This window comes from Streptomyces stelliscabiei (genome assembly GCF_014873495.1).
Taxonomy (GTDB): domain Bacteria; phylum Actinomycetota; class Actinomycetes; order Streptomycetales; family Streptomycetaceae; genus Streptomyces; species Streptomyces bottropensis.
In genome coordinates, this window is the sequence record NZ_JADBGF010000001.1 from 4,057,568 (window position 1) to 4,071,661 (window position 14,094).

Sequence of the window (14,094 nt, forward strand, 5' to 3'; positions counted from 1 at the left end):
CGCCGGACGGTGAGGTGCCGGGGCCGGACCGGGGGCGGGGCGGTGCTGGGGCCGGAGCGAGGCCGGGGCCGGAGCCGGGGCGGTTCGGGGGCCTGGCCGCCCGCGTGCGCCCCTGACCCGACCCGGTCAGACGTGCGTCGGCGCGAACATCCGCAGCACCGCCGGGAGCACCACCACCGCAGGCCCCGGCGCGGCGAGGGACGTGGCCAGGTCGTCCGCGAGGGACTCGGGGGTCGTCCGCACCCCCGGGACGCCGAAGGACTCCGCCAGGGCCACGAAGTCCGGGCGGGACAGCTCCGTGCCGGTCGGCTCGCCGTAGGCGTCGGTCATGTACTCGCGCAGGATGCCGTAACCGCCGTCGTCGACGATCAGCCAGGTGACGTTCAGGTCGTACTGCCGGGCGGTGGCCAGCTCGGCGATCGAGTAGAGCGCGCCGCCGTCGCCGGAGACGGCCAGCACCGGCCGGGTCGGGTCGGCCGTCGCCGCGCCGAGGGCGGCCGGGAAGGCGTAGCCGAGACCACCCGAACCCTGCGCGGAGTGCAGGGTGTTGGGGCCCTTGGGGTCGAACGCCGCCCAGGCCCAGTAGGACAGGATCGTCATGTCCCAGAAGGACGGCGCGCGGGCCGGGAGGGCCCGGCGGATCGACGCCAACAGGTCCTGTTCCAGGGTGAGTTCCTGGGCGTCGATGCGGGCGCGGACGAGGTCGAGCACCGCACGGACGCGGTCCGGCGCGGACGCGTCCTCGCGGGGCTCCTCGATCGTCTCCAGCAGGGCCGTCAGCGCCAGGCGCGCGTCCGCGTGGATGCCGAGCCCCGGGTGGTTGGACTCCAGCTTCCCGAGGTCCGCCTCGATCTGGATCACCCGGCCGCGCGGCTTGAACGTGTGGTAGTTCGAGGAGAGTTCACCGAGCCCCGAGCCGACCACCAGCAGCACGTCCGCGTCCTCCAGGAAGTCGGTCGTGTGCCGGTCCTCCAGCCAGGACCGGAGGGACAGCGGATGCGTCCACGGGAAGGCGCCCTTCCCCCCGTACGTCGTCACGACCGGCGCCGACAGCCGCTCCGCCAGCTGCCGCAGCTTGCCGGACGCGTCCGCCCGTACGACCCCGCCGCCCGCGATGATCGCCGGGCGGGCGGCGGTGGACAGCAGGTGGGCGGCCAGGGCGGTCAGTTCGGGGCGCGGGGGCAGCTCCTCGGGGAAGGCGTCGCCGCCCGTCACCACCGGGATCAGGGTCTCGGCCAGCAGGACGTCCTGCGGGATCTCCACCCACACCGGGCCGTGCGGGGCGGTGAGCGCGGACTGCCAGGCGGCGGCGATCGCGGAGGGGATCTGGGACTGCGTACGGACCGTGTGGACGGACTTCACCACGCCCCTGAAAGAGGCGGCCTGGTCGGGGAGTTCGTGCAGGTAGCCGTGACGGCCCCCGCCGAGGCCCGCCGTGGGGATCTGGCCGCTGATCGCCAGCACCGGCGCCGAGGCGGCCGCCGCCTCCTGGAGCGCGGCGAGCGAGGTCAGCGCGCCCGGACCGGTCGACAGGAACAGCGGGGCCGCCTCGCCGGTCATCCGGCCGTACGCGTCCGCCGCGAACCCGGCGTTGTTCTCCACGCGCAGCCCGATGTACCGCAGGTCGGAGCGGCGCAGCGCGTCGAACAAGGGCAGCGCGTGCTGGCCGGGCAGCCCGAAGACCGTCGTCGCGCCGAGCCCGGCCAGTGTCTCCACGACCAGGTCTCCGCCGTGGCGGCCGGCGGGAGGGTTCAGCGCGGCCTCCGTCTGGGCGGCCGTCGGGCGGAGCACCAGGTCGTGGTCGTGGGTCACTTGCCCTCGTTCTCCTTGCGGGCCCCGGCGATCTGGCGGGACATGATCGTGGTGAGTTCGTACGCCGTGTGCGAGGCGGCCACCGCGGTGATCTCGGCGTGATCGTACGCGGGCGCCACCTCGACGACGTCGGCGGAGACCAGGTGGCAGGAGGCGAGGCCGCGCAGGATCTCCAGCAGCTCGCGGGAGGTCATGCCCCCGGCCTCCGGCGTGCCCGTGCCCGGCGCGTGGGCCGGGTCGAGGCAGTCGATGTCGATGGAGATGTAGAGGGGCCGGTCGCCGATGCGCTGCCGCAGCTGGTCGGCGATCTCGTCGACGCCGCGCCGCATCACGTCCGCCGAGGTGACGATCCCGAAGCCCATCTTCGCGTCGTCGGTGAGGTCCTGCTTGCCGTACAGCGGGCCGCGCGTGCCCACGTGGGAGAGGGCCTCGGTGTCGAGGATGCCCTCCTCCACCGCCCGCCGGAACGGCGTGCCGTGGGTGTACTCGGCGCCGAAGTACGTGTCCCAGGTGTCGAGGTGCGCGTCGAAGTGGAGCAGGGCCACAGGGCCGTGCTTCTTGGCGACCGAGCGCAGCAGCGGCAGCGCGATGGTGTGGTCACCGCCGAGGGTCATCAGCCGGGCCCCCGTGCCGAGCAGCTCGTCCGCCGCCGCCTCGACCGTCTCCACCGCCTCGTTGATGTCGAACGGGTTGACGGCGATGTCCCCGGCGTCCGCGACCTGGGCGAGGGCGAAGGGGGAGGCGTCCTGGGCCGGGTTGTAGGGGCGCAGCAGCCTTGACGCCTCACGGATCGCGTTGCCGCCGAAGCGGGCGCCCGGCCGGTAGGAGACTCCCGAGTCGAACGGCACACCCACGACGGCGACGTCCGTACGGCCGACCTCGTCGAGGCGCGGCAGCCGGGCGTAGGTCGCGGGCCCGGCGTAGCGCGGGATGCGCGAGGAGTCGACGGGGCCTCGGGGCGAGTCCACGGGGCCGGGCGTGCCGACAGGGCCGCGGGGCGTCTCGGGGTCGCTCATGATGTTCTGCCTTCCTTCGCACGTCTCGCCGCGAGTGTGCCGCGTATGTCCCACTCGGTACGACTCTGCCACCGGGCCGGTGGCGGCACCGACACTAGGTGGCCGACGAGCGACTGCGAAGTGTACGTTTCATCCATTCGAGCCGATCTGGATGTAAGGAACGCACACCGTGCCGGACCCGACCTCACCCACCGCCCCCGCTGTCCCGCCCACCCCGCCCGTGCCCCTCTCGGCGCTGCTGGCCCATGGCGACCTGGGGCTGCGGCAGATCGCCGGCCCGGTGGACACGGGTACGGCGATCCACGGGGCGCACACCTCGGAGATGCCGGACCCGTACCCGTATCTGCTCGGCGGCGAGCTGCTGCTGACGGCCGGCGTCCACATCCCGGAGACGGCGGGCTCGGGCACCTCCGTCGCCGACCCCTTCGGCGGCTACCTCGACGCCTACGTCGCGCGCGTCGTCGCGGCGGGCGGCGCGGCGCTCGGCTTCGGCGTCGCCCCGGTCCACGACAGCGTCCCCGGTGCCCTGGTGGCCGCCTGCGACGCCCACGGCCTGCCCCTGATCGAGGTCCCGCCGGGCACCACCTTCTCCGGCGTCGCCCGCGCGGTGTGGCAGCTGATGGCCCGGGCCAGGCACGCGGAACTCCGCCGGGTGGCGGAGGCACAGCAGGGCCTGGCGGCGGCGGCGTCCCGCCCGGACCCGGCCCGCGCGGTCCTGCGGCAACTGGCCCGGCGCCTCTCCGGCCGAGCGGTCCTGTACGGCCCGGAGGGCACGGAACTGGCGTCGTACGGAGGCGAGTACGGCGAAGCGGTCCACCGTGGCCTGGCGGCACTGGCCACCGTGGTCCGCCCCGGCGTCAGGGGCGCGGGGCCGAGTCATGTGCGGCTCCGCCGCGCGGGCGCGACCAGCCACCACGCACCCGCGCCCGCCGACACGCCCCCATCGCCCACCCTCTCCCCGCGCACCTCCGCCCCCACCTCCGGCACCGACACGGTCGACGGCGTCCACCTCGCCACCTACGCGCTGGGCGCCGGCCACGACTTCACCCTCGGCGTGGCCTCCCCTCACCGCACCCCCGGCGACCACACCATCGCCTCGGTCGCCGCCGTCCTGCTCTCCCTCCTCACCGGTGAACGCCAGAGCGGCACCGGCGCGGCCCGCACCTCGGCGCTGGTGCGGCTCCTGCTCGGCGCCGAGCCGCAGGAGGTCGCTCCCCTGCTGGGCACGGGAACCCACTGGCACGTCGTCCACGCCCGGCCCGCCGAGGGCGCCCCCCCGCCGGAGGCCCTCGCCGCGGCGGCCCTCGGCGCGGCTCTGGGCTCCGCGCTGGTCGACGTCCACGGCGACGACGTACGCGTCCTCGTCCCCGCCGACCGCGACATCCCCGAGCAGCCCGGCTGGACGTGCGGGGTGAGCGCCGCCGCCGAGCCGCACGCGTGGCCGACCGCCGACGTGCAGGCCGCCCGTGCGCTGGCCCGCGCCAGGGCGACCCGGACGGCGCTGGTCCGGCACGGGCGGCCGACGACACTGGCCCAGCTCGTGCCGACGGAGGACGCGACCGCCCACGCCCTTGCCCTGCTGGCCCCGCTCACCGCCGCGCCGGGCGGCGCCGCCCTCGTCGAGACCCTGCGCACCTGGCTCTCCCTGCACGGCAGTTGGGACCGCACGGCCGTAGCGTTGACCGTCCACCGCAACACGGTCCGCCAACGCATCGCCCGCTGCGCCACGTTGCTGGACACGGACCTCGACGACCCGGACGTCCGCATGGAGTTGTGGTTCGCACTGCGCCAGGGCTGACCTACGCGCCGCCCCTGCGGCCGACCGGTCTCAACCCTGGTGGGCGGCGGTCGTGGACCCATGAGCAGCACCGCGCGTCGTCTGCTCAACCCCCTGCCCAGGCCCACCATCACACGGTCGAGGCGCCCGGAGACGACACTCGGCGTCGAGGGGCGGCGGTCCAGCGTCCGCAGTGCCGTCTCCACGACCTCCCGCGGGGACTGGCGTCCGGCACCGCCGTCCGCGTCATCCTCGCCGATGACGTCGACGAACTCGGTGTCGGTCGCGCCGGGGGACAGCGCGAGCACGCGCAGCCCGGTGCCGCGGGATTCCTGCCACAGGGCCTCGGTGAAGTCCGGCACGAACGCCTTGGCCGCCGCGTAGACGCCATGTTCGGGACCGGAAAGCCGGACCGCGCCGACGCCTGTCCGTACCACGCCGCGGTCCTCCCGACAGCGCCGCGGTTCGCACAGCGCGCGCTCCCGACCCACTCCTGCGAGACCTAGTCTTGGCGGCATGCGCAGATACGTGCTCACCGGCACCCCCGGGGCGGGCAAGACGACCCTCCTGCGGGGGCTCGCCGCGCTCGGTCACACGGTGGTCGAGGAGGCGGCCACCGAGGTCATCGCCCGGGCGCAGGCGCGCGGCGAGGACGAGCCGTGGACCCGGGAGTGGTTCGTCGACGAGATCGTGGAGCTGCAGAAACAGCGGCAGTTGGCGGCCTCGACCGCCGACGACGTCCAGGTGTACGACCGTTCACCGCTGTGCACGCTCGCGCTCGCCACCTATCAGGGGCGCCCGCCGTCCCCGGCGCTGACCGCCGAGGTCGAGCGGGTCACCGGCCAAGGCGTCTACCAGCGGCAGGTGTTCTTCGTCCGCAACCTGGGTTTCTGCGAGCCCACCGCCGCACGCCGCATCGGTTTCCGGCAGTCGCTGGAGTTCGAGCGGATCCACGAGGACACCTACCGCGCGTTCGGCCACGAACTCGTCGAGGTGCCCGCCGGCGACCTCGCCGGGCGGATCGCCGCGATCCACGCGGTCGTCTCCGCGCGCCGAGCGGAGTGACGCAGGTCGCAGCGGGCGGGACGCCCGCGACTCCCGCAGTCGTCTGCCTCACAATGGAGCCATGCCGATATCCGGGACCCCCAGCCGCGCCGAGCTAGTCGAACACCTTGTACGGACGCGTATCGCGGGCGACGTCGCCACGCCGCGCGAGAACAACCTCTCCCACTACCGCGAACTGGCCAACGGCAACCGCCACTACTGGCTCGGCCTGGAGCTGGGGGACCGCTGGAGCGACGAGCAGGACGTGCTGGCCGTGATGGCGGAGCGCGTCGGCGTGAACGACGACCCGGGGTACCGCTACGGCCAGGACACCATCGACCCGGACCTGACCGTCGACGCGCTGGAGCGCATGGCGGCCCGGCTGCGCAAGGCGGCGGAAGGCGGTCAGCGCGTGCTGTTCGCCACCGGCCACCCCGGCGGACTGCTCCAGGTGCACCACGAGACCGCGCGGGCGCTGCGCGCCGCCGGCTGCGAGATCGTCGTCATCCCGGACGGCCTGCAGACGGAGGAGGGGTACGTCATGCAGTTCGCGGACGTGGCCGTCCTCGAACACGGCGCCACGCTCTGGCACACCCACTCCCCCGAGCCGATGCGCGCGATCCTGCGGGGCCTGGAGGGCGCCGGCCGCCCGCTGCCCGACCTGGTCGTCGCCGACCACGGCTGGGCGGGCTGCGCGGGCCAGCTCGGCGTCGACTCCGTCGGCTACGCGGACTCCAACGACCCCGCCCTCTTCCTCGGCGAGTCCGAGGGCACCCTCCAGGCCGTGGTCCCGCTCGACGACCATGTGGTCAGCCCCCGCCACTACGACCCGATGTCGGCGTACCTGCTCCAGCAGGCGGGGCTCAGCGAGGCGTAGCCCCCGGCGCCCCCGGCCGTTCCCGCGGCACGCGTACGACACCCTCCTGGATCACGGAGATCGCGAGCCGCCCGTCCTGCGTGTAGATGCGGCCCTGGCCGAGGCCCCGGCCGGCCGACGCCGACGGTGACTCCTGGTCGTACAGGAGCCATTCGTCGGCGCGGAAGGGCCGGTGGAACCACATGGCGTGGTCGAGCGAGGCGCCGACGACGTCGCCGACGGCCCAGCCGCCGCGCCCGTGCGCGAGCAGGATGGAGTCCAGAAGCGTCATGTCGGAGACGTAGGTGGCGAGGACGACGTGCAGGAGGGGGTCGTCGTCGAGCTTGCCGTTGGCGCGGAACCAGACCTGGGAGCGCGGTTCACGGGGCTCGCCGTAGCGGCCGTAGGGCGGGTCGTCGACGTAGCGCAGGTCGACGGCGGCCCGGGCCTCCAGCATCTTCTCCACGACGGCCGGTTCGAGGTCGTACGCGGGGAGCCGCTGCTCGGCGGTGGGCAGGGACTCCGGGTCGGGCGCGGCCGGCATCGGGGCCTGGTGGTCGAGGCCGTCCTCGTACCGCTGGAAGGACGCGGAGAGGGCGAAGATCGGCTGTCCGTGCTGGACGGCGACGACGCGGCGCGCGGTGAAGGAGCGGCCGTCGTTCATGCGCTCCACGGTGTACACGATCGGCGCGCCGGCGTCCCCGATGCGCAGGAAGTACGCGTGGAGGGAGTGCGGGAGCCGGTCGGCGGGGACCGTCCGTCCGGCGGCGACGAGCGCCTGGGCCGCGACCTGCCCGCCGAAGACCCTCGGGACGATGGCGGGCCGGGACCGGCCGCGGAAGATGTTCTCCTCGATCTGCTCCAGGTCGAGCAGATCGAGGAGGGACTGCAGTGGTTCCTGACTCATGGGGTCAGTTGTACAGAGCCGGTTTTTCCGGGGCCTTACAGACCCATGTCCTTGGCGATGATCGTCTTCATGATCTCGCTGGTGCCGCCGTAGATGCGGTTGACGCGGTTGTCCGCGTACAGGCGGGCGATCGGGTACTCGTTCATGAAGCCGTAGCCGCCGTGCAGCTGGAGGCAGCGGTCGATGACGCGGTGGGCGACCTCGGTGCAGAACAGCTTGGCGCTGGCGGCCTCGGCGGGCGTCAGCTCACCGGCGTCGAGGGCCTCCGTGGCGCGGTCGGCGACGGCCTCGGCCGCGTCCACCTCGGCCTGGCAGGCGGCCAGCTCGAACTTGGTGTTCTGGAAGTGCGCGACGGGCTTGCCGAAGACGGTGCGCTCCTGCACGTACTGCTTGGCGAACCGGACGGCGGCCTTGGCCTGCGCGTAGGCGCCGTAGGCGATGCCCCAGCGCTCGGAGGCGAGGTTGTGGCCGAGGTAGGAGAAGCCCTTGTTCTCCTCGCCGAGGAGGTTCTCGACGGGCACCTTGACGTCGACGAACGCCAGCTCGGCGGTGTCGGAGGTCTTCAGGCCGAGCTTGTCCAGCTTGCGGCCGATCGAGTAGCCCTCGGACTTGGTGTCCACCACGAGCAGGGATATGCCGTGCCGGCGGTCCTCGGCGCTGGGCGCGGCGGTGCGGGCGCAGACGATCATCTGGTCGGCGTGGACGCCGCCGGTGATGAAGGTCTTGGAGCCGTTGAGGACGTAGTGCGTGCCGTCCTCGCTCAGCTTGGCGGTGGTCTTCATGCCCGCGAGGTCGGAGCCGGTGCCCGGCTCGGTCATCGCGATCGCCCACATCTCCTCGCCGGAGACGAACTTCGGGAGGTAGCGCTTCTTCTGCTCGTCGGTGGCGAGCAGCTTGACGTACGGCAGGCCGAGCAGCACGTGCACGCCGGAGCCGCCGAAGGTGATGCCCGCGCGGGCGGTCTCCTCGTACAGGATGGCCTCGAACTTGTACGAGTCGATGCCGGCGCCGCCGTACTCCTCGTCCACCCGGATACCGAAGACGCCCAGGTCGGCGAGCTTGTAGTAGAACTCGCGCGGCGCCTGCCCGGCGGCCAGCCACTCGTCGTACTCGGGCACGACCTCGGCCTCGATGAAGGCACGCAGGGTCTCCCGGAACGCCTCGTGATCCTCGTTGAACACCGTACGACGCACCGCCGCCACCTCCACCTGAGTACCTTCGGATGTGCTCAAGCGCCCACCGCCTCGCACGGCTAAGCGCTTGCTCAGATCAAAAGGTACCGGCGGGTAGGGACACGCGTCCAGACGGTCGCCCCCGTAACGCTCGTCACGCTTTTGCCGGACCGCGGGGACCACCGGCCCCCCGCTCAGCCGGACGCAGCCGCCCCGAAGGCCCCCCGGGCCATCCGGTGCAGCAGTTCCGCCATGGCCGCGCGGCCCGGCAGCGACCCCGCCCGGCCCAGGTGCGGGGTGGAGTTCAGCAGGCCGAACACCGAGTGGACGGCGGAGCGCGCGGCCGGTTCGGCCAGCCCGGGGTACACCTCCCGCAGCACCCCGACCCACAGCTCGACGTACTGCCGCTGCAGCTGCCGTACGAGCTTGCGGTCGCTGTCGCGGAGGCGGTCCAGCTCGCGGTCGTGCAGGGTGATGAGGGGACGGTCGTCGAGGGCGAAGTCGATGTGCCCCTCGATGAGCGAGTCCAGGACCTCCGCCCCGGGCACCCCGTCGGCCTCGGCCACCCTCCGCTTCGCCCCGGTCAACAACTGCCCGCTGATCCCCACCAGCAGCTCCGCGAGCATCGCGTCCTTGCCCGCGAAGTGCCGGTACAGGCCCGGCCCGCTGATGCCGACGGCCGCCCCTATCTCGTCGACGCCGACACCGTGGAAACCACGCTCGGCGAAGAGGCGGGCGGCTTCCTTGAGGATCTGCTCGCGACGGGTGGGCGCGTCGGTTCTCGTGGCCATGGAGCCAATTCTAGACAGGGAGGTTAGCGGTCGTTAACCTGAGGGAAACGCGTTAACGCTCATTAACAGGAATCCACTGGGTGAGGGGACCGCACGATGGACCAGGCACCGGAGCTGACGACCGCGGCAGATCCCGCGGCCGAGGCGTATCGGGCCAACGAGGCCGCGCACCGCGCGCTGGGCGAGGAGCTGCGGGCCAAGCTGGCCGCGGCACGGCTCGGCGGCGGCGAGAAGGCGCGCGCCCGGCACACCGCGCGCGGCAAGCTGCTGCCGCGCGACCGGGTGGACACCCTCCTCGACCCCGGCTCGCCCTTCCTGGAGCTGGCCCCGCTGGCCGCCGACGGGCTGTACGACGGCCAGGCGCCGGCCGCGGGTGTCATCGCGGGCATCGGCCGGGTCTCCGGCCGCGAGTGCGTGGTCGTCGCCAACGACGCCACCGTCAAGGGCGGCACGTACTACCCGATGACGGTGAAGAAGCACCTGCGGGCCCAGGAGGTGGCCCTGGAGAACCGTCTGCCCTGCCTCTACCTGGTGGACTCCGGCGGCGCCTTCCTGCCGATGCAGGACGAGGTCTTCCCCGACCGCGAGCACTTCGGCCGCATCTTCTACAACCAGGCGCGGATGTCGGGCGCGGGCATCCCGCAGATCGCCGCCGTCCTCGGCTCCTGCACGGCGGGCGGCGCGTACGTCCCCGCCATGAGCGACGAGGCCGTCATCGTCCGGGGCCAGGGGACGATCTTCCTCGGCGGTCCCCCGCTGGTGAAGGCCGCCACCGGCGAGGTCGTCACCGCCGAGGAGCTGGGCGGCGGCGAGGTCCACTCCCGGATCTCCGGCGTCACCGACCATCTCGCCGAGAGCGACGCCCACGCCCTGCGCATCGTGCGGACCATCGTCTCCACCCTCCCCGCCCGGGGCCCGCTGCCCTGGTCGGTCGAGCCGGCCGTCGAACCCAAGGTCGACCCGTACACGCTGTACGGCGCGGTGCCGGTGGACTCCCGCACTCCGTACGACGTGCGTGAGGTCATCGCGCGCGTGGTCGACAGTTCGCGGTTCGCCGAGTTCAAGGCGGAGTTCGGGCAGACCCTCGTCACCGGCTTCGCCCGGATCCACGGGCACCCGGTCGGGATCGTCGCCAACAACGGCATCCTCTTCTCCGAGTCCGCCCAGAAGGGCGCCCACTTCATCGAGCTGTGCGACCAGCGCGGCATCCCGCTCGTCTTCCTGCAGAACATCTCGGGCTTCATGGTCGGCCGGGACTACGAGGCGGGTGGCATCGCCAAGCACGGCGCCAAGATGGTGACGGCCGTGGCCTGCACCCGCGTCCCCAAGCTGACGGTCGTGATCGGCGGCTCCTACGGCGCGGGCAACTACTCGATGTGCGGCCGGGCGTACTCACCGCGCTTCCTGTGGATGTGGCCCGGCGCCAAGATCTCGGTGATGGGCGGCGAACAGGCAGCCTCCGTCCTCGCGACCGTGAAGCGGGACCAGATGGAGGCACGCGGGGACTCCTGGTCCGCCGAGGACGAGGAGTCCTTCAAGGACCCGATCCGCGGCCAGTACGAGCGCCAGGGCAGCGCCTACTACGCCACCGCCCGCCTCTGGGACGACGGCGTGATCGACCCGCTGGAGACCCGTCAGGTCCTGGGCCTCGCCCTGACCGCCTGTGCCAACGCGCCGCTGGGCGACCCCCAGTTCGGCGTCTTCCGGATGTGAGGGGGCTCTCAAGGTGAGCATGTTCGACACGGTCCTCGTGGCCAACCGGGGCGAGATCGCCGTCCGCGTCATCCGCACCCTGCGCGCCCTCGGCGTCCGCTCGGTCGCGGTCTTCTCCGACGCGGACGCCGACGCCCGGCACGTGCGGGAGGCCGACACGGCGGTACGGATCGGTCCGGCGCCTTCGTCGGAGAGCTATCTGTCGGTGGAGCGGCTGCTGAAGGCCGCCGCCCGCACCGGCGCCCAGGCCGTCCACCCCGGGTACGGCTTCCTCGCGGAGAACGCCGCCTTCGCGCGGGCGTGCGCGGAGGCCGGCCTGGTCTTCATCGGCCCGCCCGCCGACGCCATCTCCCTGATGGGCGACAAGATCCGCGCCAAGGAGACGGTCCGGGCGGCTGGGGTCCCGGTCGTGCCCGGTTCGAGCGGCAGCGGCCTGACCGACGCCCAACTCGCCGAGGCCGCCCGGGAGATCGGCATGCCGGTCCTGCTCAAGCCCAGCGCGGGCGGCGGCGGCAAGGGCATGCGGCTGGTGCGGGAGGCCGGGCTGCTGGCCGAGGAGATCGCCGCCGCCCGCCGCGAGGCCCGCGCCTCCTTCGGCGACGACACCCTCCTGGTGGAGCGGTGGATCGACCGCCCCCGGCACATCGAGATCCAGGTCCTCGCCGACGGCCACGGCGGCGTCGTCCACCTCGGGGAGCGCGAGTGCTCCCTCCAGCGCCGCCACCAGAAGATCATCGAGGAGGCGCCCAGCGTCCTGCTCGACGAGGCCACCCGTGCCGCGATGGGCGAGGCGGCCGTGCAGGCGGCCCGCTCCTGCGGCTACTCCGGCGCGGGCACGGTCGAGTTCATCGTCCCCGGGGGCGACCCCTCCTCGTACTACTTCATGGAGATGAACACCCGCCTCCAGGTCGAGCACCCGGTGACCGAGCTGGTCACGGGCGTCGACCTGGTGGAGTGGCAGCTGCGGGTCGCGGCGGGCGAGCGGCTGGCCTTCGGGCAGGAGGACGTCACGCTCACCGGGCACGCGGTCGAGGCCCGTGTCTGCGCCGAGGACCCGTCCCGGGGCTTCCTCCCCTCCGGCGGCACGATCCTGCGGTTGCGCGAGCCCCAGGGCGCCGGTGTGCGCACCGACTCCGGTCTCACCGAGGGCACGGAGGTCGGCTCGCTCTACGACCCGATGCTCTCCAAGGTCATCGCCTACGGCCCCGACCGGCCCACCGCCCTGCGCAGACTCCGCGCGGCGCTCGCGGAGACGGTCACCCTGGGCGTGCAGACGAACGCCGGCTTCCTGCGGCGGCTGCTGGCCCATCCGGCGGTGGTGGCGGGCGAGCTGGACACCGGGCTGGTGGAGCGCGAGGTCGAGCGACTGGTCCCGCGGGAGGTGCCGGTCGAGGTCCACGCGGCGGCGGCGCTGCTGCGCCAGGCGGCTCTGACCCCGGCCCGCGTCGACGGCACCGGCTGGACCGATCCGTTCGACACGGCGGTCGGCTGGCGGCTGGGCGGCGAACCGGCCTGGACGGCCCACCACCTGCGGCTGCCGGGCCACGACCCGGTGACCGTACGGGTGCGCGGCACAGCGGACGGCGGGACGGAGGTACTGCCGGACGGGGCCGAGACGCCTCTGCGGGGGTCCGGGGGCATGCCCCGGCCCGGCGGGGACACGGGCCGGTTCACCTTCCTTCTCGACGGCCTCACCCACACCTTCCACCACGCGGGCGAGTGGCTGGGCCGCGACGGAGACGCCTGGCAGGTGTCCGCTCACGACCCGGTGGCCACGTCGCTGAACCGGTCCGCCCACGCGGGCGCCGACTCGCTCACCGCCCCCATGCCCGGCACCGTCACCGTCGTGAAGGTGGCGGTGGGCGACGAGGTGATGGCGGGTCAGAGCCTGCTGGTGGTGGAGGCGATGAAGATGGAGCACGTCGTCTCCGCGCCGCACGCCGGGACGGTCGCCGAGCTGGACGTGACGCCGGGCGCGACCGTCGCCATGGACCAGGTGCTGGCCGTGATCGCACCGCACGAGGAGCAGGAGCAGCAGCACGAGGAGGTGGCGCGGTGACCCTGCCCATGACGGTCCCCGAGCCCGGTCTGCCGGCCCGGGTCCGCATCCACGAGGTCGGCGCCCGTGACGGCCTGCAGAACGAGAAGTCGACCGTGCCCACCGAGGTCAAGGCGGAGTTCGTCCGCCGCCTGGCCGACGCGGGGCTGACGACCATCGAGGCCACCAGCTTCGTCCACCCCCGCTGGGTGCCTCAACTGGCCGACGCGGAGCAGCTGTTCCCGCAGGTCGCCGACCTGGCCGTGGACCTCCCGGTCCTCGTCCCGAACGAGCGGGGCCTCGACCGCGCCCTCGCCCTCGGCGCCCGCCGGGTCGCCGTCTTCGCCAGCGCCACCGAGTCCTTCGCCAAGGCCAACCTCAACCGCACGGTCGACGAGGCGCTGGCGATGTTCGAACCGGTCGTCGGCCGGGCGAAGGCCGACGGCGTCCACGTCCGCGGCTACCTGTCGATGTGCTTCGGCGACCCCTGGGAGGGCGCCGTCCCGATCCCGCAGGTCACCCGGGTCTGTCACGCCCTGCTCGACATGGGCTGCGACGAACTCAGCCTCGGCGACACGATCGGGGTGGCGACCCCGGGGCACGTGGGGGCGCTGCTGAGCGAACTCGACGTCCCCGTGGAGAAGCTGGGCGTGCACTTCCACGACACCTACGGCCAGGCGCTCGCCAACACCTACGCGGCGCTGCGGCACGGCGTCACCACCGTGGACGCCTCCGCGGGCGGCCTGGGCGGCTGCCCGTACGCGAAGTCCGCCACCGGCAACCTCGCCACCGAAGACCTCGTCTGGATGCTGCGCGGCCTCGGCATCGACACGGGCGTCGACCTCGGCCGCCTCGTCGCCACGAGCGCGTGGATGGCCGGACACCTGGGCCGACCCAGCCCGTCCCGCACCGTACGAGCCCTGTCCCACGAGGACGACGAGGGCATCGAGGACAGCAAGGAGCAGTGA

General features: G+C 73.2%; 11 protein-coding genes and 1 pseudogene. 6 read left to right on the forward strand and 6 right to left on the reverse strand.

Annotated features, from left to right (window positions below; translation table 11 throughout):
- Positions 1-126: 126 nt before the first annotated feature.
- Together H4687_RS17910 and speB are read right to left on the reverse strand one after the other, a co-directional pair.
- Complete coding sequence (locus H4687_RS17910) at positions 127-1,812, reverse strand: thiamine pyrophosphate-binding protein (protein WP_046915616.1); 1,686 nt, start codon at positions 1,810-1,812, stop codon at positions 127-129.
- A complete protein-coding gene (speB, locus tag H4687_RS17915; protein ID WP_046915617.1) occupies positions 1,809-2,828 on the reverse strand; it encodes an agmatinase in 1,020 nt (339 codons plus the stop codon). The genes H4687_RS17910 and speB overlap by 4 nt, the downstream gene beginning before the upstream one ends.
- Positions 2,829-2,997: 169 nt before the next feature.
- On the opposite strand from speB, the gene H4687_RS17920 reads away from it, so the two are divergent.
- Positions 2,998-4,626, forward strand: a complete 1,629-nt coding sequence (locus tag H4687_RS17920; protein ID WP_192781686.1) for a PucR family transcriptional regulator — start codon at positions 2,998-3,000, stop codon at positions 4,624-4,626.
- Between the two features lie 239 nt (positions 4,627-4,865).
- On the opposite strand, the pseudogene H4687_RS17925 reads toward H4687_RS17920, so the two are convergent.
- A pseudogene (locus H4687_RS17925) lies at positions 4,866-5,123 on the reverse strand (SDR family NAD(P)-dependent oxidoreductase); the annotation flags it as partial.
- On the opposite strand from H4687_RS17925, the gene H4687_RS17930 reads away from it, so the two are divergent.
- Entirely contained in the window at positions 5,122-5,670 is a 549-nt protein-coding gene (locus H4687_RS17930; RefSeq protein WP_046913324.1) for an AAA family ATPase, read from the forward strand. The pseudogene H4687_RS17925 and the gene H4687_RS17930 overlap by 2 nt on opposite strands.
- Before the next feature lie 61 nt (positions 5,671-5,731).
- Positions 5,732-6,526 carry a phosphatase gene (locus H4687_RS17935; RefSeq protein WP_046913325.1) on the forward strand — a complete coding sequence of 265 codons (795 nt, stop codon included), beginning with the start codon at positions 5,732-5,734 and terminating at the stop codon, positions 6,524-6,526.
- On the opposite strand, the gene H4687_RS17940 is transcribed toward H4687_RS17935, so the two are convergent.
- The 3 genes from H4687_RS17940 to H4687_RS17950 all read right to left on the reverse strand — a co-directional run bounded on the left by H4687_RS17940 (position 6,513) and on the right by H4687_RS17950 (position 9,375).
- Positions 6,513-7,412: an acyl-CoA thioesterase gene (locus H4687_RS17940; RefSeq protein WP_005486477.1), complete on the reverse strand. Its 900-nt coding sequence runs from the start codon at positions 7,410-7,412 to the stop codon at positions 6,513-6,515. The two genes, H4687_RS17935 and H4687_RS17940, sit on opposite strands and share 14 nt — an antisense overlap.
- Positions 7,413-7,447: 35 nt before the next feature.
- Entirely contained in the window at positions 7,448-8,605 is a 1,158-nt protein-coding gene (locus H4687_RS17945; protein WP_046913336.1) for an acyl-CoA dehydrogenase family protein, read from the reverse strand.
- Positions 8,606-8,778: 173 nt separating this feature from the next.
- On the reverse strand, positions 8,779-9,375 hold the full coding sequence (locus tag H4687_RS17950) for an SACE_7040 family transcriptional regulator (RefSeq protein WP_005486483.1): 597 nt from the start codon (positions 9,373-9,375) through the stop codon (positions 8,779-8,781).
- Positions 9,376-9,471: 96 nt separating this feature from the next.
- Between H4687_RS17950 and H4687_RS17955 the strand changes: the two genes are divergently transcribed.
- Genes H4687_RS17955 through H4687_RS17965 form a run of 3 tightly spaced genes read left to right on the forward strand, consistent with a single transcriptional unit; the run spans position 9,472 to position 14,094 of the window.
- On the forward strand, positions 9,472-11,088 hold the full coding sequence (locus H4687_RS17955) for a carboxyl transferase domain-containing protein (protein WP_046913326.1): 1,617 nt from the start codon (positions 9,472-9,474) through the stop codon (positions 11,086-11,088).
- A gap of 19 nt (positions 11,089-11,107) precedes the next feature.
- Positions 11,108-13,147, forward strand: a complete 2,040-nt coding sequence (locus tag H4687_RS17960) for an acetyl/propionyl/methylcrotonyl-CoA carboxylase subunit alpha (protein WP_046913327.1) — start codon at positions 11,108-11,110, stop codon at positions 13,145-13,147.
- Positions 13,144-14,094 carry a hydroxymethylglutaryl-CoA lyase gene (locus H4687_RS17965; RefSeq protein WP_046913328.1) on the forward strand — a complete coding sequence of 317 codons (951 nt, stop codon included), beginning with the start codon at positions 13,144-13,146 and terminating at the stop codon, positions 14,092-14,094. The genes H4687_RS17960 and H4687_RS17965 overlap by 4 nt, the downstream gene beginning before the upstream one ends.

What these genes read in the sequence shown, in the direction of transcription:
- speB (WP_046915617.1), bottom strand. Translation starts at nt 2,828, where the DNA reads ATGAGCGACCCCGAGACGCCCCGCGGCCCTGTCGGCACGCCCGGCCCC.
- H4687_RS17930 (WP_046913324.1), top strand. Translation starts at nt 5,122, where the DNA reads ATGCGCAGATACGTGCTCACCGGCACCCCCGGGGCGGGCAAGACGACC.
- H4687_RS17935 (WP_046913325.1), top strand. Translation starts at nt 5,732, where the DNA reads ATGCCGATATCCGGGACCCCCAGCCGCGCCGAGCTAGTCGAACACCTT.
- H4687_RS17940 (WP_005486477.1), bottom strand. Translation starts at nt 7,412, where the DNA reads ATGAGTCAGGAACCACTGCAGTCCCTCCTCGATCTGCTCGACCTGGAG.
- H4687_RS17950 (WP_005486483.1), bottom strand. Translation starts at nt 9,375, where the DNA reads ATGGCCACGAGAACCGACGCGCCCACCCGTCGCGAGCAGATCCTCAAG.
- H4687_RS17955 (WP_046913326.1), top strand. Translation starts at nt 9,472, where the DNA reads ATGGACCAGGCACCGGAGCTGACGACCGCGGCAGATCCCGCGGCCGAG.
- H4687_RS17960 (WP_046913327.1), top strand. Translation starts at nt 11,108, where the DNA reads ATGTTCGACACGGTCCTCGTGGCCAACCGGGGCGAGATCGCCGTCCGC.